Origin of the sequence: Micromonospora sp. NPDC049662 (assembly GCF_040675055.1) — a bacterium.
Lineage (GTDB): Bacteria > Actinomycetota > Actinomycetes > Mycobacteriales > Micromonosporaceae > Micromonospora.
Map to the genome: position 1 here is coordinate 212159 of NZ_JBFAOC010000001.1, position 22059 is coordinate 234217.

The 22059-nt window shown below is 66.6% G+C and carries 9 protein-coding genes; 2 read left to right on the forward strand and 7 right to left on the reverse strand.

The features are described from left to right. Nucleotides 1-45: 45 nt before the first annotated feature. Nucleotides 46-207: a hypothetical protein gene (locus tag AB0J36_RS00870; protein WP_363659846.1), complete on the forward strand. Its 162-nt coding sequence runs from the start codon at nt 46-48 to the stop codon at nt 205-207. On the opposite strand, the gene AB0J36_RS00875 is transcribed toward AB0J36_RS00870, so the two are convergent. From AB0J36_RS00875 to AB0J36_RS00905, 7 genes are all read right to left on the reverse strand, one after another. After that, nucleotides 198-2318: a DEAD/DEAH box helicase gene (locus AB0J36_RS00875; RefSeq protein WP_363659847.1), complete on the reverse strand. Its 2121-nt coding sequence runs from the start codon at nt 2316-2318 to the stop codon at nt 198-200. The two genes, AB0J36_RS00870 and AB0J36_RS00875, sit on opposite strands and share 10 nt — an antisense overlap. Further along, complete coding sequence (gene brxD / locus AB0J36_RS00880; RefSeq protein ID WP_363659848.1) at nt 2315-3622, reverse strand: BREX system ATP-binding protein BrxD; 1308 nt, start codon at nt 3620-3622, stop codon at nt 2315-2317. Before brxD ends, AB0J36_RS00875 begins: the two co-directional genes overlap by 4 nt. After that, entirely contained in the window at nt 3619-6384 is a 2766-nt protein-coding gene (gene pglZ / locus AB0J36_RS00885; protein ID WP_363659849.1) for a BREX-2 system phosphatase PglZ, read from the reverse strand. The genes brxD and pglZ overlap by 4 nt, the downstream gene beginning before the upstream one ends. Continuing rightward, nucleotides 6381-10127, reverse strand: a complete 3747-nt coding sequence (locus AB0J36_RS00890; protein WP_363659850.1) for a hypothetical protein — start codon at nt 10125-10127, stop codon at nt 6381-6383. The genes pglZ and AB0J36_RS00890 overlap by 4 nt, the downstream gene beginning before the upstream one ends. A 31-nt stretch (nt 10128-10158) precedes the next feature. After that, a complete protein-coding gene (gene pglX / locus AB0J36_RS00895; protein WP_363659851.1) occupies nt 10159-13716 on the reverse strand; it encodes a BREX-2 system adenine-specific DNA-methyltransferase PglX in 3558 nt (1185 codons plus the stop codon). Nucleotides 13717-13718: 2 nt separating this feature from the next. Further along, nucleotides 13719-17936: a BREX system serine/threonine kinase PglW gene (gene pglW / locus AB0J36_RS00900; RefSeq protein ID WP_363659852.1), complete on the reverse strand. Its 4218-nt coding sequence runs from the start codon at nt 17934-17936 to the stop codon at nt 13719-13721. Nucleotides 17937-18381: 445 nt separating this feature from the next. Beyond that, complete coding sequence (locus AB0J36_RS00905) at nt 18382-18585, reverse strand: hypothetical protein (RefSeq protein WP_363659853.1); 204 nt, start codon at nt 18583-18585, stop codon at nt 18382-18384. 165 nt (nt 18586-18750) lie between these two features. On the opposite strand from AB0J36_RS00905, the gene pglX (AB0J36_RS00910) reads away from it, so the two are divergent. Continuing rightward, nucleotides 18751-22032, forward strand: a complete 3282-nt coding sequence (gene pglX, locus AB0J36_RS00910; RefSeq protein ID WP_363659854.1) for a BREX-2 system adenine-specific DNA-methyltransferase PglX — start codon at nt 18751-18753, stop codon at nt 22030-22032. The last annotated feature ends 27 nt before the right edge of the window (nt 22033-22059 follow it).

Consider the following 22059-nt stretch of genomic DNA (forward strand, 5'->3'; position numbering starts at 1 on the left):
TCGCCATTGCACGCACGGCGAAACAACCTGTCCCACCGAGCCAGCATGATCAGGAGCTACGACGGGCTGTACCTGCCCAGCGCTACCTCCGAGCGGATTTGGGTCAGCACGCTGGAGGGCCAGAGCGTCGCGTCGGAGGTCCCCATCAAGGGTGAGACTGGAGAGCGCGTCACGCAGCAGACTGACACGCTGCCCGGCTACGTCTGAACGAACCGCGTCGGCTCCTGCAGGACAGCGGTTGCGCCATCGAGGTCGGCGAGGCGAGACGCCAGCGTCGCCAGCGCGAGCCGCTCCGGCAGCGCTTCACTGAACTTGAGGCCGTCGAGAGCCTTCTTGTTGACCTCGGGCAAGCACAGACGCTGTTCTGCGTCGGCGAGGAGTTTCCGCCATTCTTCCCGAGTGAGATTCGTCCGCAGGCGGACCTGGCAGTCATCGAAGCGTTGGACAGGGTCGACCACCTCGGTCAACGTGGCCGCCAACGTTGCGTTCGCGCGGAAACCGGCCCAGGTCCACCAGCGCAGGTCATCGCCGTGCCGATCGCGAAGGATGACGTTGCCACCCGGATGCACCAGCGCGGATCGCTCTTCCCGCTCTTGGGCGAGGCGCTTGGCCGCTCGCTGTGTGAGCTTTACCGGGGGGTCGGTGCCGAGAAGCACCTCGCGCATGGCGCGGCTCAGCTCGAATCCGAGGCCTGCCCAGCCCCCGGTCGTCCAGCGAGCCTTTCCGCCGCTCTCGGCGGGTTCGACGAAGCAGCGTCGGCGCCGCCAGTCGATGTAGGTGACCCGCCAACTTCGCCCGTTGAGTAGCAATCGACGGTCGCCCTGCACCTCCTCCGTGAGCAGCGCGGGGTCGACGCGGCCCAGCTCATCGCGCCCCACCAGGACGGTGAACTCGGGTGCTCCGACGAATACTGCTGTCATGCCCATGAAGTGTCGGTGCCCGAAGCGCCGCTCAGCTTCGGGACCGATGTAAAGCATGTCGCTGTCGCTGTCGAGGTAGCCCTGATCGACCAGATGGCGAATAATCGGGGTGGCGCCGCGGCCGAACGGGTCGAGACCGTTCCACCACTGCGGCCAGTTCTGATCTCCCACTCGGTGTTCTTGCAGACAGAGAGCGAGCATCTGCTGGGCGACGATGTGCCGTGGCTCGGGCGGGGCGACGACTGGCTCGACCCATCCGCGGCCCCAGAGCACCAGCAGAGCCGCTGCCTCCAGCAGGGCGTCGCCGCTGCGGGTGAGAAAGAGGCAGTTGCGGATGCCGCCGGGCCGCCGACCTGTACGCCCGAGTCGTTGCAGGAATGACGCCACGGTCGAGGGGGCGTCGATCTGAATGACGCGATCGAGGTCACCGACGTCAATTCCCAGTTCGAGTGTGCTGGTCGAAACGATGACGCAGTCACGCGCCTCGGCGAACGCCTCTTCCGAGCGTCTTCTCTCGTCGGCGGACAGCGAGGCGTGTGACAGGAAGGTGGTGATGCCGCGCTCCCGCAGGAGGCTGCCAAGCTGTTCTACGGCTTGGCGGGATTCGCAGAAGACCAGCCGTTTCTCACCGGAGTGCAGCCCGGCGAGCACGGTTGCAGCATTTTGCAGGGATCCGACGAAGTCGAGTTCGATTTCGCCCGGCGGAGGTGTTGCCGCGGTCGCTGTCACGGCGACCGGCAGGTCAGGAGCGATGACGCGTCCGGCCCGAACACCCGCGCCGGAGCCCTGCAGCCAGGTCAGCAGGCGATCCGGATTGCCCACGGTTGCCGAGAGCCCGATCCGCTGAATGGGCCGGCCGATCAGGTGGGTCAGACGTTCCAGGACAGCGAGGAGATGCCAGCCACGGTCGTCGCCGGCAAAGGCGTGCACCTCGTCGACGACCACGGTCCGCAGGCCAGCGAAGAACGCCCGATGGTCGACGTTTCGGCTGACCAGCATCGATTCCAGGGATTCCGGCGTGGTCAGAAGCACGTCCGGGCGGGCAGCCAGAATGGCCCGCCGTCGCGACGCGGTGACGTCGCCATGCCAGAGCGCGGCTCGCCGTCCCAACCAGTCGGCGTAGCGTTCCCAGCGCGGCAGCAGATTGTTGAGTAGGGCTTTGAGCGGGCAGAGGTAAAGCACTGAGGTTCCGGACCAGCCCTCGGCTGCCATCCGAGACAACAGCGGAAACGCTGCCGCTTCGGTTTTACCGCCAGCGGTCGGGGCGAGGAGGAGCGTGTCCTCGCCAGCCAGAAGCGGCTCCACAGCAGCATCCTGCAGTGGTCGCAGACCCTGCCATTGCAGGGAGTTGACGACGTGGTGCAGCAGGACGGGATGTAGCAGGTCGGCGGTGGTCACACGTCTAGTGTGATGTCGTCGGCGCTTGCGGCGTTGCGTTCCACGTCGGTCATCTCCGCTGCCGACATGGTCGGCGCGTAGTGCTGCCTGGGGTCGAAGTCCGGGAACTGGTCGACGCGGTCGAGGACATCGCCCACCAGCTTCTTCAGGTACAAGCGCGGCACAATGCCGACCTTCCCACCCAGGCCCCCGGCAACGGCACGAGCCAGCTGGTCAAGATACGCGTCGTCGACCAGAGTCCGTACCCGGTCGGGAGCAGTTGATCCGTCGGCGTAGAGGTCCCGAACGCGGGCGCCCAGCTCGACCAGGGACTCGATAGTGAAGCCCGGCAGGCGGATCTGCACGGCCCTGGGGTTGTCGAATCTCGGGTCCGTGGCGAAGTCGACGGCAAGCCGTTGCGCCAGCGGGGCGAGCCGCTGCACTCCCTGCTGCCCTTCGTAGAACGCCGGCGTGCCGGTGATGACGAGATGCAGCCCGGGGAAGCGGCCGGAGTAAACCTCGTCGATCAGCTGCCGCAGTGCGTTGAGTGCCTTGTCCCGGACGTCGCCACGGACCCGTTGCAGCGTCTCGACCTCATCGAGAACAAGGACCAGACCCGGATGACCAGCGTCCCGCAGGACGGTGAGTAGCCCCTGAAGGAAGGCCATGGCGCCGAAATGGTCGAGCTCGCCGCGGATCCCGGCGGCTCGTTTCGCCGACGCCGAGACCTGTGGCTGTCCGGCCATCCATGCGGCCAGGCCGTCGGCGACGACGGTGTCGCCCGAGCTCAACGCCGCCCGGTAGCCGCGCAACGCCAGCGCGAAGAGCGGGGAGTGCTTGCTGACCTGGGCGAGCCGCTGTTCGAGGAGCCGATCCACCGCCGCGCCCACGTCCGCCTCCGCGGCGGGATCAGCTTCGAGCGCATCGGCTTCCAGTGTGAACAGCCAGGAGTCAAGAACAGCGCGGAAGGCGCTGGGTGGTATCGACGCCGTCCGCATGGACTCGGTGATGCGCCGGTACACGGTTTCCAGCCGGTGCAACGGTGTCTGGGTTTCGGAGATCTGCACCTCGGCCGCGGCAAAGCCGCGGCGAAGAGCCCGTTCGGCCAGGTGTCGCGTGAAGAATGTCTTGCCAGCGCCGTATTCGCCCCGCACCGCCTTGAACACGGCGCCACCGGACCTGACCGTGTCGAGTTCACCGGCAAGGGCGGCGGAGAATCGGTCGAGGCCGACCGCGAGCAGGTCGAGTCCGCTCTCAGGGACGGTCCCACGGCGAAGCGCGTCGATCACCTCGCGTCGGCGGCGCTGGGAGACGTCCGGCGTCACGTGGGCACCTCGAACTGCTCGGTGAGGAGTGTGACGTCGAGCGTGACCGTGCCGGTGGCTGGTTCGGCGGCCAGGACGGCGTACCCCTCGATGTTGAGCAGTTGCTGAACCTGCGTCAGCGCACCCCGAAGCCGGGTCTGTGCCACTCCTAGGGCTTGGGCTGCGAGGGTGGGTGCCAGCCGGTTGGCAGCTGCCCCCACCAGGGCGTCGATGATGCTCGCGATCTGATCGTCGGTGACGATGAGCCGGCCGGTGATCCTCCGCTGTGCCTTGTAGACGGAACTAGTCACGATGGCGCGGCCGAGTGTCACCGCCGGCTGCTCGGTGGCCTGTGGGCCCAGGTCGAACAGGGTCGGGCTGTCCTGTCGGACTCCGCGACTCTTAGTGGTCGCGGCCTTCTGGGCAGGCGGCTCGGCAGGCAGCCGCGGAGCGGGGGCGGAGGTTAGCCACCAGGCAGGTTCCTGCGGCAGCAGCAACTCCAGGCCGGCCCGGTTGCGGGTCTCATCAGGTACGAGCACAGCGACCGGGACGACGACCTCCGCTGCGCTCGCTCCCCCGTGGTAGCCAGCCTTCAGGGGTCCGTACCTGAGGGTCTCGTCAACAGCCAAGATGGCTCGCTGGCTGTCAGTGAGGACGCGAGGGCCGCTGACTTCAATCTCGTCGTCCCGGACGGGAGCGGTCGCCGGGCGAGAACGAGCACTGGAAATATTCGGGTACGAGCGCTGCGCGCCTTGGCGGCGCTCGACGATGTGACCGTGGTCAGAGGTCACGACGACCGTCCGCCCTGCGGCGGCAGCCCGCGCTAGCAGCGGCTCAAGATGTTTGACAGCGTCAGCGGTCCAAACCGTTCCCGCGGGGTCGCTGCGGTCGAGTGCGTCGTCGATCGTATTCAAGACGACGGTCACCAGCGCCAGCTCAATATCGTCGATGGCGCCGCCGACATCCGGGCTGACCGACCAGCCCGCTGCCGTCGTATCCACTGCCTTTTTGTGGAAGAGCCGTGCAGTGATCTTTCCGCCTTTGGCGGTGAGTTCGGCGTACCCGTGCTGTTCTTCGGACTGCTGCCCGCGGGTTAGGCGGCCGGTGAGCAAAGAGGCTCGGCTTGCCTCGGTGACCGACGGCAATGCCGCTAGCGCTGCGGACCTTCCTCGGTTGCCGGCTCCCGGCAAGGCAGCCTCGAGCCAGCCGAGGCGTGTGGTCGCGTCGGACAGGATCTCCGTCGCGACGGCGGCGCTCATGCCGTCGAGGACGAGCAGCAACACGGGGGCCTTGCGGGCGAGCGGGATGACGCTGCCCGGCAGCAAATGCTCCAGGTACCAGATGGTTCCCCAGTCAGCGGGCACGCCCCGGCCGGTGGAGCGCGGCGCTGAGGCGAGCGCCTGGGCGAAGCGACGTTCCTGTGCGCGGCGTCGCTTCTGCGCGACCGTGACGACGGCGTGGAGTGCACTTGACAAGCTCGGATCGTCAACGCCGCCGAACGCGTCGTTGATCGCCGCGTCAGCCCACGCCGCGCTGTCGAGGTACTGGCGCACGAGAGCGCCGAGCGCAGCGGCATCCGAGGCAGCGCCGGACGACGGATCAACCTCGGCGAGCCACCGGACAAGTCGCACCGCGGCCTCGAAGGGAACGCGCAGTGGCGTTGTCGCTTTGAGCCGGTGCGTCTGAACTGCCGCCCAGGCGGTCTCGACGGTGTTGGTATTGCCGACATGGCCAGGTGAAGCGATTGCCCGGCCCAGGGCGTCGGCAAGCGCGACAAACCGCGCTCGTAATCCACCGCCGAGAAGTTCCGAGTAGCGGGCCAGCGGCTCCGCTTGGAGCTGCGTGAGAATTACGTCGGCCCGGTCGAGGGCGCGCGCGACATCGTCGTCGGCACGCCGATCGTGAATCAGGTCGGACAACAGTGTGTCCGCTGCCTGTCCGAGTGCCGCCAACGCGACCGGCGAAGGGCGGGGATCGCCCCACCGCGGTTCGAGCCGGACCAGAGCAAGTTGCGCCTGATGCGCTGTCGGTGGGTCATATCGGTCAGCGGTCAGCAACCGAAGAACCAGACCGAGCGGGACGACATCGGCGAGTTCGCCACGAGACAGCAGCGCACGAATCGGGCCTGCCGCCGAGCCCGCCCGCTGAGCGATCCAGTCAAGCGTGGTGTCGGCAAGCAGATCTCCGACGCTTCGTCGCAAAGCACCGAGGGAGGCGACGCTCTGCGCAGCGATCGACCAGCGGAGGACGCCAAGGACGTCGGCCGTGTCCGTATCGAAGCCGAGGTGCGTTGCGGCGACGGCACCGAGCGCGTGGGTGCGGGTGAGCACCCCGGCCGGGGCTGCAGGCCAGCCCGCCTGCGGGGTTGCAGCGACCAACGCGGTGGCCAGCTCCCGATTGTCCGGTCGGCTGGTCAGGGCAGGGTCGATCCCGGTCGCAGCGAATCGAGTCCGCACTGCCTCCCACGGGTCAGGACTACGCAACCGCTGCCAGATGAAGTGGGCGAGGATACCGGCGCCGAGGTCGCCGTCGTCACGGTCGGTGACGACGACGAGCCAGTCGCCGTCGCGGTGGTCGCCGAGCAGCTCGCGGGCGGCCAGCGCCGACTCGGCCGCTCGGATTCGTACAGTCTGGCCTTGGTGTTGGAGGTCGGCGGTGATAGCTCGGTCGGGTAGACCGCGAATGCCGATGACGCCGCTGCCGTAGTTCTTGGCGCGGGCTTCGTCAACGATGGCGAGCACCATCGATGCGCTCACCCGCGTTGTGGCGACGGCGACGGTCACGGCAGCACTCGCCACGTCACCTCGACGGTGACGTCGGGGTTGTCGTTCAAGAAGGTTTGCAGCCGTTCCATGATGTCTGTGTTCCCCGCTCCGCCTGACCGGCTGGAACTCCCGGCCTTGAAGCCCGACACCACTGGCGGCTTCGGCTTGGGCTCCGGACCCGGCGGGGGCGCGGTGCTTGCCGCCAACCACCTGAAGATCCCGTCCTCGCAGGAGGCAAGCGCCCGTACGATCGGGACCGGCAACTCGTCCTGCTCCAGCGCGGCACGCAGTCCGTTGACGACGGCAGCAGCATCCGCGGCGCGGCTTCCCTCGCCGTCCATCGCTTCGCGAAGCGGGTCGAGCCGGTGCCACGGAAACGCAATGAGCGCCTTCTCAACAGCATCCGCCGAAGCCAGCGATTTACCTGCGGCGACGGGAGTCGCACCGCCGAGATCCGCCTTCGCCAACACCTGGACGAGCTTGACACCGTCCAGATGACGCAGCTGCTGCATCAGCGCGGAAGACGCTTTAGCGGTCCTCAGCCGGCTACCATCTGCAATCGCGAGACGTCGGTACGCCGCCTCGACCGCCCCCACCAACCCGGGCGCTATCTTCGACAGTTCCGCTGCCTTCGTGGCGACCTGCCCGACGAAATCAGCCACAGCGGGCGCGGTGAGATATGCGCTAGCCGTGATGCCGAGCATCGCGCCGGCCACGGTTCGCGCCGTCTCCCAATCACCGGCCGACGGCAGCTCCTGGGTGCGCAACTCCATCACCGGGGTGAGCGAGCCAGGCTCCGGGACGACCGGTAGCGCCCTCTCCTGTTGGAACCAGGCCCGCTGCCGCAGCGCCGCCCACGCGACGACAACCAGGTCGGCGACCTCGTCCCGCAGGCCATGGGCGGGCGAGACGTCCCGGATCCAGCGTCGCAGCTCCGCGACGGTCACCGAACCGTCGGCGGGCTTGCCCTGTTCCTGCGCTCGTCGGCCGAGTGCCCGCTCGATCTCCTGGCCCCACGGGGTGAACCGATCGTCGCCGAAGAGGTAATGCATCTCCGTGGCCTTGCCAACGCCGAGCGGCTCCGCGATCCGTCGTACCACGGCGGCGTCGGCCTGAAGCTCGACGCGTTTCTCGCTGTCCGCGGCGGTCTGTGCGACGTACCGAGCAACGGCTTTGAGGTCGCGGACCTTGACCTCCACATCACCTGGCTCGAACAGCGGATGCGCGGGGTAAAGTGCCTTGAACGCCTGGTCGAGCAGGTTGTTGAAGGCCTGACCGAGCGTGGCGCCGACCGGATTGGCGGGGGCGAAGCGCCGCTCGAAGGAGAACAGCGTCCGCTCGTGCGACGCGTCCTCGAGAAGGACGCCCGGGCGCGGTGACGCGGCGCCGTATGCCTGCTGCACCGCGTCCTCAAGGCTGCGCCGCAGCGTGTTGCGCTGGGACTCCAGGATCGACCGCGCCAAGGCACGATCAGCTTCGTTGAGGTGGTCTGCGTGGCCTTGCCAACGTTCGGTGCTGCCATCGAGCAGCCAGTTGAGGATGACCAGACGCCGCAGCTCGCGGATCTTGTCATCAGACAGGAACCGCGGCAGCCACACAACGGTGCGCTCCTGCACGCCCCGAGCCACCATCTCGTCCAGCCGCTGCAAATCCTCGACCGTAGAGTGGCCCGGGTCGTCGAACGGATGGTCGATGACGATCCGCCAGGTGTCCGGCGCAGCGCGGAAGTGGTCGTCGGACAGCCAGCTACGGTCGCGGACGTTACCGAAGAGCACATCGACCTTGCGCTTCGAACCACGCCAGACGAAGTCGTACGGATAGGCACCCTGCAGGTCCTGGGACACCAGAGTGACGCCGAGACTGTCGCTGACAAGGTCCTTCAACAACTCACGGCGTCGGCCCTCGTTGTCCTCAGCCTTGGCCCGCTCCACGATCGACTCGTAGTCGACGTCGGACAGCTGCACCCGAATCGTCGGGTTGCGGTCGTCGCCGTCGAGGTGAATCTCCGGGATGTCCCGGGCCCAGGTACGCACCTTGGACAACACTACCGCCGCCTCACCGCCCGGCAGCGGCGACACGATCGACCCGTGGTTGAGCGACGCGAGCCGGGCCGCGGTCAGCGCCATCAGGGCCGGCACCCGCGGGGCCACAGCCGACAGCAGGAGAGTCTTCGCCAGACGGTCATCGGTACGGAAGCCGGGCGGAATTTTCTCCGGCTCCTCCCGCAGCGTCCGCTCGTCGATGCCGTGGATACCGAGCAGCAGCGGTCGCAGTTTGTCCGTGTACAACTTGTTGGCCGACCGGAAAAGCGCGGCCGCCTCAGCGTCCAACGCCTGCCCGGTCTGCCCCTGAACGACGAGGTCGAACGAGTCTCCGACCGGAATGATCTGGTCGATGGTCAGGGTCTCGCGCCGGTCGACGAGCATCTGCTGCATCACCTTGAGCGCGGTCCGCTCGCGCTGCATGACGCTGGCCAGGCTACGCAGCGTGGACACCAGGGCCGGCGAGAACGGGTAGGTGAGGCGGAATGCTTTCTCGTCGGAGCCGCGATGCCGCTCGTCGGTATTCACGCCATCGAGAAGCACATCCCACACGGCAGGGCGGCGGTCGATTGTCCCGAAAGCGCTCTCGAGGACCGCGGCAGCCTCAGCGTTCCGGGGCTGCAGGAGACGCCGATTCGCGACGTACGGGAGGTTGTCGTCGCCCAGCGGAATGACGCCGAACCGACCCTCCTGATGGCGGAACGCACGATCCAACGCGTCCTGCTCCGCACCGCTGGCGCCGGAATCGGCGAACCAGCGCCGCAGGTCCATCTGCCGGGCCACGAAAGAGATGAGCGGGATCGGCCGCCCACCGATGGAAGACTCGACCAGCTTGGTGAGCTTCTGCGACTCCCGGCGGAAGAACTCCCGGTCCTGCACCGAGAACGCCAACCACAGAACCAGCTCGTCGAGGAACAGGACCACAGCGTCGTAGTCGAGGCTTTTGGCGTGTACCGAGATCGCCGCCAACCCGGTGTCCAGGTCGACGTACTCCGCCTGCTGTGTATACGAGCGGAAGTACGTGTCGACCAGGGCCGACACCAGCTTCTGTCGGCTGGGACTCGCAGCCGAAGCCGCGCGCGCCTCGGCGTAACGAACCGCGTCCCACTGTCCCTTACCCAGCACGGCGGCCCAGGGGTCGGCCGCGCCACCGCCCTCGCCATCTGCCTCACCGTTGAGAACGGCGAAGAACTGCTGGTCACCGAGCTGGGCTCGGTAACGCTCGGCGTCTTCGAGAAGAGCATCAGACTTGTGTACGGCGGGCAGCGGCGCACCCGGATGCCGCTCGGCGATCTGGCGGATGTACCCCTGGAAGAGGGCTTCCTCCATCGTCCGCGCGCCGAGCAGGTGGAAGGCGAGCGGCAGGATCTTCCGGTCGGCCAGAACGGGATCGTGGCGTGCCACCACGGGCTGAAGCTCAGGCTTGGAGCGGGCGGCAGGCTCGTGTTGGAGAAGGGCATGCAGCACAGCCATGAAGTGCGACTTACCTGAACCGAACGAGCCGGTGAGGAACGAACCACGGCTCGTCCCGGAGGCGATGCCCTCGGCCACCAGCCCCACCGCCGTGTCGAATGCCTCGACCAACGCATCGGTGACGACATATTCATCGAGCGTGCGCTGGACCGCGCTGTGCCCCACCGAGTCAGTCAGGCGCAGAACGTAGTCCTCCGCGCCCGCGCGCTCGGGAATGGTGATGACGTCGCGCAGCGGGGTATTCACGCCTTCTCCTCAACCTGCATCGTCATGGCTGTCACGCGTTCGGCCGCCGTCCGAGACCGGTAGCCGACGGTCTCCAGGTGCCAAGCTGCTCGACCGTCATGCCCACTTGGTAAGCGCGACCGCGTAGCTGCTCTTCCAGGTAGTCCGCCAGATTGAGCTGATAGGTGTGGTCGGTCTCGTCGTGCCACTGCCGTACCCAGGGCTGGAGTTCCGCGAGCCCGGCGACCAGCGGAACAAGCTGTTCGTCAGCCCATCCTTCGGCCTCCCGCTCAGCGATGACCGCGTTCAGGGCTAGAGCCTGCTGAGCGTGATCCCAACCGACCCAGCCGAGCAACTGGGTGGAGTCGGTCTCGCGGCCGGCGTTTGGGTAAAGAATAAACCGCTCCTTGAGCACATCGAGCTTGCCCCGGTGCTGCCACCACGACTGCTTCCGGAAGTCCGCAGACGTGTACTTCGGCGGCACCGGAATCTCGCCGACCTTCTCGCCCTTGTCCTCACGGCGCTGCAAATCCCAGGTGTACTCCCAGGCTTCACGCTTACGCAGCCCAGAATCCTTGAGGCGGTACGCGGCCAGGAAAGGCACGCTCTCGGTATCCAGCAGCGTGGAGAGCTGCTCGGTGACCGACCGGTCCTTGCGGCCGTCCCACAGCTGCAGAACAGAGACCAGGTCAGCGTCACGGGTCACGGAGTCGGCGAGCTGAGCGACCGATCGCGCCGTTGGCCGCCCCTGAGCATCGAACCAGTACGAGCGGGCCTCCAGACGGTCGAGAAGCCACGCCCGCAGCGCCTTCCCAACACGCTTCTCCCACGGTTCGGCCGACCAGCGGCGCTTGTACTCGGGCCGTTCCAGGAGCCCGATGAACCGGTTAGAGGCGATGAGATCGAGCCTACGTTGAACGAGGTCCTGGTACGCGGGTGGCCAGTGCGAGGGGATCTCCGTGACCGGCGTGGACCCATGCCGGACGAACCACGCCGTGGTCTCCTCGCCCGCCGCGACCTTACGCGCCAGGGCAATCTCGAAGGCACGTTCGCCGAGCCGGATCCCAGGCTGATCATACTCCGGGCAGGTCAGATCCTCGTCGATCAGCCCATACGACCGGTACACCTCCCAGTCGATTTCTTCCTGCTCGGCTATCATCCGCGCCTTGGTCGCGTCCACATCGGCCCGGACATCATCAAGACATTGCGTGGTCGGGTGTCGTGCCCCGTCCACGGTCAAAGAGTCGAACCGCGTCGCCGCATGCCGGGCCGCCGCATCGAGTCGCCGGGCCCGTTCCGTCGGCAGCACCGCCGGAAGCGGGAAATCCTTCAACGTCGTCCCGGTGAACTCGTAGCGCTCCTCCCATGCCTCGTCCTTGATTCCACAGCCGATTCCGCTGCCACCCTTGGCGTGGCTGTTCTGCTTGAGCCAGAAGCAGGCCGTCGACGAGTTCAGTACTTCGAGCAGTGCGACGTGATCGTCCTCCGTGGCCCCCTCCGGCAACTTAATCACCGGCGCCGACTGCTTGAAGACTCTCCCGCCGCGATCCAACACAAAATGGTTGTGCGTCGCCACGAAGGCAAACGTGATTGAGAGCGGCGTCCTCAGCTTTGAGGTGTAGCACTCAAGATGATCGAACCATGGGCGCTTCCGTTCGGTCATCGTCTGCCCGAAGATAACCCGTTGAGCCAATAATTCCCTGAATGGCCATAGAACCTGCGACACCAAACGGTGCTCTGGCGTGAGCCATGAGGGCTCTAGAACGTCGACGTAGGGCCACCATATAAGCGTGGGGTTCTCAACTCGAAAGTCACGGACTGCCTCGCCGATTACAAGCCATCGCGTCTGCGAATCAAGTCCCAGTGAGCTTGCGCGGCTCCGAGTCGTGAACCATGCATCATCTTCACCGACAACCGTGCTTCGTCCGATACTGACCACTCGTTGCCCAAGCGGCACACGAGACGAACCTACGAGATGCTCGCTGAGCCTGGAGGCCCCTCCGCCGCTGAGGCTCCATGGATGGGTGGATAGAGCCGAGCGCGATAAGTCAGTGACAGTGACATACTCGTTGTCGAACGCGTCACGGTCGATGTTGTCGACGATCGACGTCCACACCAGGCCCTTCGAGGGCTCGTCCGGCTGCCCTGGCTCACCGCGAATGCCGAGAGCCGCCTTGACCGTATCGGTGGCTGGCGGCTGGCGCTTGCCAACCAAGATGACCGTCGGCGTTCCGTGACCGGGGATGTAGGCACCCGAGGTGTCAACAACAAGCCGGATGTCCTGGCGGCTAAGGAATTCTTCAATCAGGCGGGAACCGAACTCGCGCTTCATGAAAGAGTTCGATGTAATCTGACCGGTCCACCCCGTAGGGCGGTCGCCTACTGCCGACCTGGCCAGCTGAAAAAACCGCTCCATGAACGGAACCGTCAGTGCATACGTTCCCTTACACGTCGGGTAGCGCTCGCGATAAGCCGCGTTGAGCTTCCGATCCTTGACGGTGATGTACGGCGGATTGCCCACCACGACGTCGTACTTGCCGGGCGTGAGGATTGAACGCAGCAACGTGAGGTCCTCCGACGCATAAGCGAAACCGCTCAGCCCGGCGTCGTAGTCCTCCACGCCGGGCAGCTCCAGCGCCAGCTGCGATCGCCCATGCAGCAAGGAATCGCCTGCCACAAGGTGGAATTGGAACGCAGGTGCCTGTTCCAAAGATTTCAGCTCCGCCGCCCGAAGTGCTGCGAGCATGAGACGGAAGCGGGCGATGGCAATGGCGAAGGGATTGAGGTCGACGCCGTGGATGGCATCGAGTGCTTCCTGTACCCGTGCCTGCACCTCCATGCCCGGCGCGTGCGCAGCCCAGCGGTCGTTGAGCCGGGCGAAGGCCCCGAGGAGGAAGTGTCCCGATCCGCAGGTGGGGTCGATGAGCTTGAAACCCTCGAGCGGCCGTTCGGCGAGCGCTGGCTCCATCGTCTGGTCGAGGATGAATTCCTCGACAAACTCCGGTGTCTGGAGCAGCGCGAACGTCTTCTTGGCGTAGTCGGAGAGGTCTTGGTAGAGGTCGCCGAGGAACCGAGTCGACAAATCGGGATCGGCGAGGTCCCAGACGAGATCGCCGTCGGCGGTGCGTTCGCGCCAGAAGGCGATGAGCCGCTTGACGGCCCGACCTGACGGAGAGACCGTCCACAGCGGTGAATGCGATTCGACCAGATCCCGGGTCGCCTTCGTGTTGCGCAAGTAGTCGACCGCCTGTAGCACCCACTCGCGGTCGGTGTTTTCAGGGTTGGCACGGAAGTAGGCGAGTTCCGCGTCCAATGCCTCCTGCCGACGTTCGGCGGGTCCGGCGATCCAGACCGGCTTGAGTAGGCGGTTGTCCTCGCAGAACCGTACGAAGACCATGGTCAGCACCCAGGCGACGGCCGCCTGCGTCACCCGATCGTCGCGCCATTCCTGCCACGACATGGCCGTCCGCTCGCGGCTCTCCGCGGCCCTGTGTTCCTGCTTCCACGTTGCCAGCACGTCCGGCTGCGAGGCGACACGATCGCGGAGGTCGTCCTCTAGATCGAGGACCACCTTCTTGAGCGCTGCCGTCAACCCCGTTGAGACCGCCATTGCTACTGCTCCCTCTGGCTGGCTGCGCTCAGGGCAGCTGTGCTGTCGATCCACTCGTTGTCGAGGTTGACGAACTGGTTGGGTGCGGCAAGCGGGACCGGCCGGCCGTCGACCACAGGACCGTGGTTGCCGTTGAGTTGCGGCACGAGCAGCCAGACCGCACGGCGGCGTGGGGCGGCTAGGTCGGTCCAGCGGGTGAGCAGCGCCATGTTGTCGTAGCGGGCGAGCGGCGAGGCATCGGTGAGCAGCACGGGCGAGTCCTCACGTCCTGCAGCGAGCGCCCGCTCGACGGCGGCCTCGACCTCGGGCCAGGATCGGCGAACCAGCTCTTCCAAACCGCGTCGGGGACGACTCGACTCCCGTTCGGCGTCGGCGGCACGCACCAGATCCCAAGGCATGTTGGCGGCCTCGGACACTGAGCGCAGCGCGTCCAGCAACGCTCCGGTCAGGTCGACCGTCGTCGCCCCGTATCTGGCCTGGGCCGCATCGATCAGCCGACCAAGACGATCGGCGCGGGTGCCGAGCGCGAGGAACGAGCGGCTGCTGATCGAGGTTTCCAGCCTGGCGCCCAGCGCGCCCGTGGCGCCTACCGGGGATGTGGTCGTCGCGAGACTGGTCGCCGACCGGGAATCCAGCCCTGTTGTGGCAGCGCCCGTGTGGAGGGCCCGGTAGACCCGCAGCCGGTCGTCGAAGGTCAAGCCGAGCCCGGCGTCTGTGATCAGGCTGTCGAGCGCTGGCCTCCGCGGCAGTTCCGGGGCTGCGGGGAACCGGACCCGTACTCGTTCGCGAATCTCGTCCGGGGTGAGCTGCTGTCCGCCGAAGTCCGCGAATGTCTGGGCCAAGGCCGCGACGGCGGTGAGATCGCGGTGGTGTAGGTCGCCAGCGCCTGAGGCAGCAGCGTGGGTCGATGCTGCGGCGGCCAGAGTCACCCGGCGCAGCGGGTCGGCGAGGGCCGTCGGCCATCCGCTTTCGGTGGGGACGGCTGCTTCGAGGCGTGCTTGCGCGCGTTGAGCCGGAATGACCGCGTTCGCGGGGTCGCCGGTTGCCTTAACCAGTTGGTCCGCTTCCGTTGCGAGTGACTCAGCGACATCGCACAGCGCCTGGTCCTCAGCCAGCAGCGTGACCACTCCCCCGCGCCGGCGTACCCAGATGGGGGGCTGCGAGCCGTCGGCCTTGTTCATCGCCTTACGACGTTCCAACGCGAAGCGGAGCAGGCCGCGAGCCAGCCGCTCGTCCGGATGCGTTCCGGGCCGGAGCTTTTCGACCACCGTCCGAGTCAACTCGGCGACCGTTGCGACCGAGCCGAGCTCGGTGAGGCGGACCGAGACGGCCTCAGCCAAGCGGTCGAGGAGCGCCCGCGCATCACGGTCCCCGGCCCACCGCTCTTGCAGGGTTCCGAGCAGCGTCGTGATGCGCGACTGTTGCACCGGCTCATCGAGGTTCGCTCCGAGCTGAGCGTGCGTCGCAAAGGCATCGAGTGCCGTGTCGAATCCCAAGATCAGGCGGACGACTCCGCCGCGTGACGGTGAGCGAGGTGTGGCGACAACGCGGAGCAACAGATCGGCGGCGTCGGTGGGAGTCAGCTCCGGGCCACCACGTTCGGTCGTGCGGATCTCAGCCCCGAGCCGGGCGCGCCACTCCTTGATACGCGAGGTGATCTGCAAACGAGTCGCATTCGCTACGCCCTGTAGGCGGGACAGCTGCACTGGGTCAACGGTCAGCAGTTCGCCGACCGTCTGGACGCCATAGGGTTCCAGCGCCGACAAGGCGCGAGCAGTCAGCCCGGAGTCACGCAGCGGGGTGGTCAGTGCGGCTTGAGCTGCCAGCTCGTCGTAGGACTCGTCCGGCTCGGTCGTGGCGTCCTGCGCGAAGATCGTCAGCCATGCGGCCCGCATTCCTTCCGCGGTGTGGTGCCGGGCGCTGGCATCGCTGGCCAGTGCCTTGCGGAAGAAGTCGACCAGGTCGCCAGCCAGCGTGGTGTCGAACATCTCCGGCCGGATGGTCGCCTCGTCCTGGATGCTCCCCGGATCACCTTCGCCGTCCCCGTACACGGGCGTGCTGCCGGTCGCCATCTCGAAGAGAACCACGGCCGCGGCATATCGTTCCGCTGCCGAGTCGTACCGGTCCCGTGTGCCGGTGAGGAACGGGTCGAGGTACGGCGGGGTGCCGGCCTGGAGAGCAGAGGCCGCGGCCCGGGTCAGCGAGAAGTCGAAGAGGATCAGATGCTTGGTGCGGTCGCTGCGGCTTTCCCGTACACCCAGGTTGGAAGGTTTGATGTCTCGGTGGTCGATCCCGGCCTTGTCCAGCGTGACCAGGCTATCGAGCAAGTCCGTTCCGTATCGTTCAAGTAGGTCGATTGACAGGCGGGTACGCGCCCGCAGCGCGGTCGTGAGAGTTTCCGGACCGGCACTTTCGAGTAGAAGGGCACGCCGGCCGCCGACGACGATCGGTCCTTCGAGAACTTTCACGATGCGGGGGGCGTCGAGGCGACGCAGCACCTCCGCCTCATCGTCGAGCCGGGTCGCGGCGGTGTCGTCGAGGGCCACTTTCAGGACACACTCGCCGTTTCCGTCGATGTGCAGATCCTGTACGAGCAGACCCACAGCAGTCGAGCCCTGCCCGAGCCGCCGGATCAGCCGGAAGCGTCCATCGAGGACCGTACCGGGTGTCGCCTCGAGCGGATCGGTCTCCTCGCTTGAGGTCGCGGAGTCGCGCTCGGCTGCGGCGAGCTGCGACAGGAAAGTCGCGACGTCGGCCGTCCGCCGGCTGGGCGCCGGATCGGTTGCTTTGAGGACGAGCGATCGCAACGTCGACGGGACCTGCGGCAGCTCGATCGCCAGGTCGAGGCCGTGCTGGTCACGCAGTCGTTGCTTGAGAGCGCTCCGAGTGGGTGCCGGCGCTCTCCCGGTGATCAGGTAGAAGGCGAGTGTCCCCAGGCCGAAAACATCGAGCCGGATACGGTCGGCGTCTGCGCTCCACGCCCCTTCAGGGGCGGTGAACACCTCGGCCGCTCCCGGTCCGTGATTCGCGAGGGCGGCGTCGACCAGCGAGGTCACCCCGTGGAGGGAAGAGTTGCCGGCCGAGCCGTTCTGGACGCTGCCGGCGCCCTGCCAGTCACCGACCCGCACCTTGACGTCGCTCTGGGTGCCGGGAACCGGACGCACCCAGACCGCGGGCGGCATCAGCCCACGGTGTACGACTCGGTTGTTGTGGGCGTACTGCAGTGCCTCGCCGATCTGGCGAATCATCGACAACTGCGTTGCCAGCGGCACACCCTGATCCTGGCCGGCCAGCCATAGGTCGAGGCGCTGCCACTGCTGGTCATAGGGGTAGACGAGCCCGATGCCGAGTTCGGATTCGACCAAGTCACGCGGGCGCAGCAGCCCGTCGTGCTGCAACCTCGACATGATGCGGAACTCATGCTCCGCGATCTGCCGGGCCGACGCCCGCTCCTGCTGGCCGGCGGCCGGTGGTAGGACTCGGAACCGGATCCGGGCACGGTCCTGCTGGACCACCCGGTGGTAGGCGAGCCAGTCCTGCCAGCCCTCGTCGGAGTCGATGGCCTGGTCCTCAATGACCCAGGACCCCGCCTCACGCTCCCGACGTTGTACGAGGCCGATGCGTTCAAGCAGCTTAACCAGGATGTGTTCCTGGTTTGGGCCGATCGCCCGCCGCCCCGCGGGTTCGAGCACCAGTTCAGATATACCGGCCAGGTTGCTTCGGTCGCTTTGGTCATCCGGGCCGTAGAGGTTGATAGCGCTGGATGAGCTGAGGGCGCAGCGCAGGTCGGGGTGGTGCAGGAACACCGCCTCCTGCACGAACGGGATGACGTCTCGCTCGTCGGGAATCTGAACGTTCTGCTCCTGCGCCCACAGACGCAGCTCGTCCTTCAGCTTGCTCGCGAAAAACTGCGCTTTGCGCCGGGTCAGCTTGAGCGGCGAATCTTCGGGGCGCCGACCGTCGCGAGCCCAACGCTGATCATCGCCGCGGAGGGTGCCAGAGTAGTACTTGAGCTCGATGAGGTGGAGCTGTTTGCGACCGAGCAGAAGTAGGTCGACCTCGTGCCATCGACCCCGCGAATCACGGAACTCGAAGTTCGACCAGGCGCGAAACGGCGTCTCGTCGGGCATGATCGCGCGGACCAGTGCCAACCCTTCGGCTTCGTGCGGAAACTGCGAGGGCGAGACCTCGATCCAGCGGTCCTGCCCAGCCTCTGCCACCGTTCACCCTCCGCACCGCGCCTGGTTCGTCCCCGAACCTACTGCCCCGGGCCGCAGGAGCATACCCGGTCAGTAGCGGGTGGCTATCGTCTCCGCTCCGCAAGTTGCCGCCCTACGAGGGAGATGTACATCTGCGGGAATCGCGTTGGCTGATTGGCCAGAGGGCTTCAGACGGATGGTTGAAACAACGGTGCTGACGGCCGTGCTGGCCGGCTCAGGCCGCTCTTTCAAAGACGTAGAGCCTGTTCGGGCGGCGGAGCCGGGCACTCGAATTCGGATGGTGTTGGCGGGTACGGGCGATTTACAGACGCCGACTGCGGAGCGGGGCGTTTCCGAATTCTGTGCCGAGCGCCTCAGCACATCCGCGAAGGGCCTACCGCGCGAGCGCGGCTGGACCGGCATGGTCCAGCGGCTCGCGGACGACTCGGGCTGCGGATCCGAAACCTCAGGACCGGTCGGACGAAGGAGTGAGGAACGCCGCCATCGCCAGCAGGAGGAGCACGGTGCCGGTGAAGCCGGCGGCCCCGGTGAAGATCCCGGCGACCGGATCTCGCGAGCTCATCCCCGTCAGCAGTCCGGCGGCCGCGCCCACCATGAGGCTGAAGACGATGATCACCGCGAGCCAGAGGGGGCGCGTCGGAGGAGTCATTGCCGATCCGTCCTTTCGTGGTCTCCGGCTGTTCCCGGATGCTTGTCGGGCACCGGTGCACGTCCGTGCCTGTCGAAGGCGAGTGGCGTGCGACGGAGGGGAAGCTGTGGGGGTAGAGTAGCAGTGTTCTAACACGATGCGAATATTCAGGAGGCGGGTCTCAGCGTGTCGACCGCGGAGCTATCCACCCAACTGCGCCGGCTCGTGCGGCTTGTCCAGGAGGACCTACGCACGTCCGGGGCCAGCGACGTCTCGGACGAGCAGGTCGACCAAGCAGCGGTCGGGTGGGTGCTCGCCACTCTGTTCGTGCGGTTCGCGGAGGACAACCGCCTGATCGATCGACAGTCGGCACCTGCGGCGCCGGACCAGCAGCTGCCGTGGCTCCTCTCCCGGTTCGAGTCCTTCGCGGCGGTCGATCCGGGGACCGGGCTGTTCGACCGCAGTCAGAACCCGATCTTCGACCTGCCGGTCTCGGACCAGATGGCCGGCGACCTGGTCGCCTTCTGGAACCGCCCCGACGCGAACGGCGGAATGGCCCAAGACCTCGCCACCACGGACTTGAACACCCGCTTCCTAGGCGACCTCTACCAGGTCATCGACGAGAGCGCCAGCAAGCAGTACGCCCTACTGCAGACGCCTGCCTTCGTCACCGAGTTCATCTTGGATCTCACGCTTGAACCTGCCCTTCAGGAACGTGGGCATGAGGCCCTCCGCCTGATGGATCCGGTCTGCGGGTCGGGGCATTTTGTCCTGGAGGCATTCACGCGGCTGCTCTCCGTCTGGCAGCGGGCCGCTCCTACGGTTGCTGTCGAGGATCTGGTCGGTCGTGCGCTGCGCTCCGTGCACGGGGTAGATCTCAACCCCTTCGCCGTGGCTATCACCCGGTTCCGCCTGCTCATGGCCGCGGTGCGCGCATGTGGCGCCACGAGGCTCAGCGAGGTCGCCCGGTTCGACTGGCGATTCTCGGTAGCCGTCGCCGATTCGCTGGTCGAGGACCCCTTCGGTGGCGACTACGACGTGGTGGTTGGCAATCCGCCCTACACCACCGTGCGGGACAAGATCCTTGACGAGGTCTACCGCGCCCGGTACGACACATGCGTCGGCAGATACGCCCTCACGATCCCCTTCTCGCAGAGGCTTTTCCAGTTGGCTCGGCCCGGCGGCCATGTCGGTCAACTGACGTCCAACTCGTTCATGAAGCGCGAGTTCGGTCGGAGGCTTGTCGAGGAGTTCTTCGGGCACCGGGTCGCGCTCACGCACATCATCGACACTTCGGGCGCGTTCATCCCAGGCCATGGCACGCCCACAGTGATATTGATCGGCCGCAACGAGTCGCCACGTGACGCGGTGCCGGTGCTCACCGTGACCGGACTGCGCGGCGAGCCGGCCGTCCCGTCCGATCCCGCTCGGGCTCCGGTCTGGCGATCGTTGCTGCGACAAACGGCGCATCCCGGTCGCGCCGACACGTGGTCGGCGTCTCGCTACGTCAGCCGAGAGCAGCTCCGTTCGTTTCCGCTGACGATTGCGACAAGCGAGGCGGCCGAGGTCCTCGCGGAGGTTGCCGCTGCGCCACGTCGACTGAACGACTATGTGGCGCGAATTGGATACTTCGCTAACACCGGATCGGACGACATCTTCACCGCACCACGTCACACGTTCGCGACGCTCGGAATTCCTGCTGACGACGCCCTCGTGGGCGTCATCTCCGGCTCCGAGGTCCGGGACTGGAACGCCCAGGCCGACCGCTACGCTTTCTGCCCGTACGATTCATCGGGCGACACCATCTCGATCGAGCAGCACCCCGCGCATCTACGACGGCTATGGCCGTACGGTCTGGTGCTACGGAACCGACCACTTGGTTTCGCTGGATCTTCCGACAAGGGCGGAAGGCCTTGGTACGACTGGCATCAGTTCGTCGGTCGGAGGGGCACCCACGACCGACTGATCACGTACTCCTGGGTTGCCACACACAACCACTTCGCTGCCCTGCACAGGGATGAGGTGCCACTGCACTCCGCGCCGATCATCGAGCTCCCTCCCGACACGGCACAGCGCCGCAGCGACCTGACCGCATGGCTCAACAGTTCCTCAGTCTGCTTCTGGCTTAAGCAGGGCAGCAACAGCAAGGGCAGGCCGGGCCTCGACCAGACGGGCACCGGCGAACCCTGGGACGCCTTCTACGAGATCGCCGCAACCCGGCTGCGCGAGCTCCCATTGCCGGAAAATCTGCGCACCACGTACGCCGATGAGTTGGACCGGCTCGCCCGGGAGCTGTCTGAGGCCACTCCCGCAGCGGTCCTCAGCCACCAGTCCCCGAGCCGCGAAGGCTTTTCCACGGCCCGTTCCCGCTGGGAAGCTATCCGCGCCCGCATGGTGGCCCTGCAGGAGGAACTGGACTGGAAGGTCTATCTCCGGTATGGCGTAACCGAGGAAGAGGGCCTAGTGGCCCCTGCCTCCGCCGTTCCGCCGCTGGCCTTCGGCGAGCGAGCATTCGAGATCGTCATGGCCCGGCAGATGGTCGCCGGCGAGCTGGACACTGCTTGGTTTGTGCGGCACGGCGCTCTTCCGACCACCGATCTGCCCGCCCACTGGCCAGCGTCCTACCGCGAGGTGGTCGAGCGGCGCATCGACGCGATGCAGCGGGACAGTCGGCTGCGGACTCTGGAGCGGCCGGAGTTCAAACGACGATGGGCCTCCCCCGGCTGGGACGCCATGGCGGCCGGAGCGGTGCGGACCTGGTTGCTCGACAGGTGCGAGACGGCCGAGCTCTGGTACGAGAACGCAGACGGCGCAAGGCGTGCACGACCGCGAACAATCGTGGCGCTAACCGAGCTGTTGGGCAAGGACCCCGCGTTCATCCAGGCCGCTGAACTGTACGCACCAGGCCAACCGCTGGTCGACGTCGTGAGAGACCTGTTCGCGGACGAGGTCGTCCCCCACCTCGCCGCCCTACGTTATCGAGACTCGGGCATCGCCAAGCGCGCTCAGTGGGAGGAGACGTGGCGGCTACAACGGGAACAGGACTTGGGTCTTACTGGGCCGGCCCCGATGCCACCGAAATACAGCAGCGCCGACTTCCTGAAGGTGAGCTACTGGCGACACCGTGGCAAGTACGACGTGCCTGGCGAACGGTTCGTGTCCTATGCGCGCTCGGGAGGCGCCATCAAGGACGCCATGGTGGGGTGGGCCGGCTGGCCCGTCGAGGATCGAGCAATGGTGCTGTCCAGCCTCGCATCAGCCGCGCCGACCCGCGAGGACGGCCTTCCGCTGCTCGCCGGGCTGCTCGAGTTGCTGCCGTGGGTAAAGCAATGGTGTAGCGACCAGCAGTACGAGAGCCACCGCACACTGCTAGACGACTTGATGGTCCGGTGGGACGTCACTGAGGAGGATCTACGCGCTTGGCGTCCCGTGAAATCGAAGCGCGGGCGTCCCCGCAAGCACAGCTGATCGATGTAGCCCAGTCAGGCCATCTGA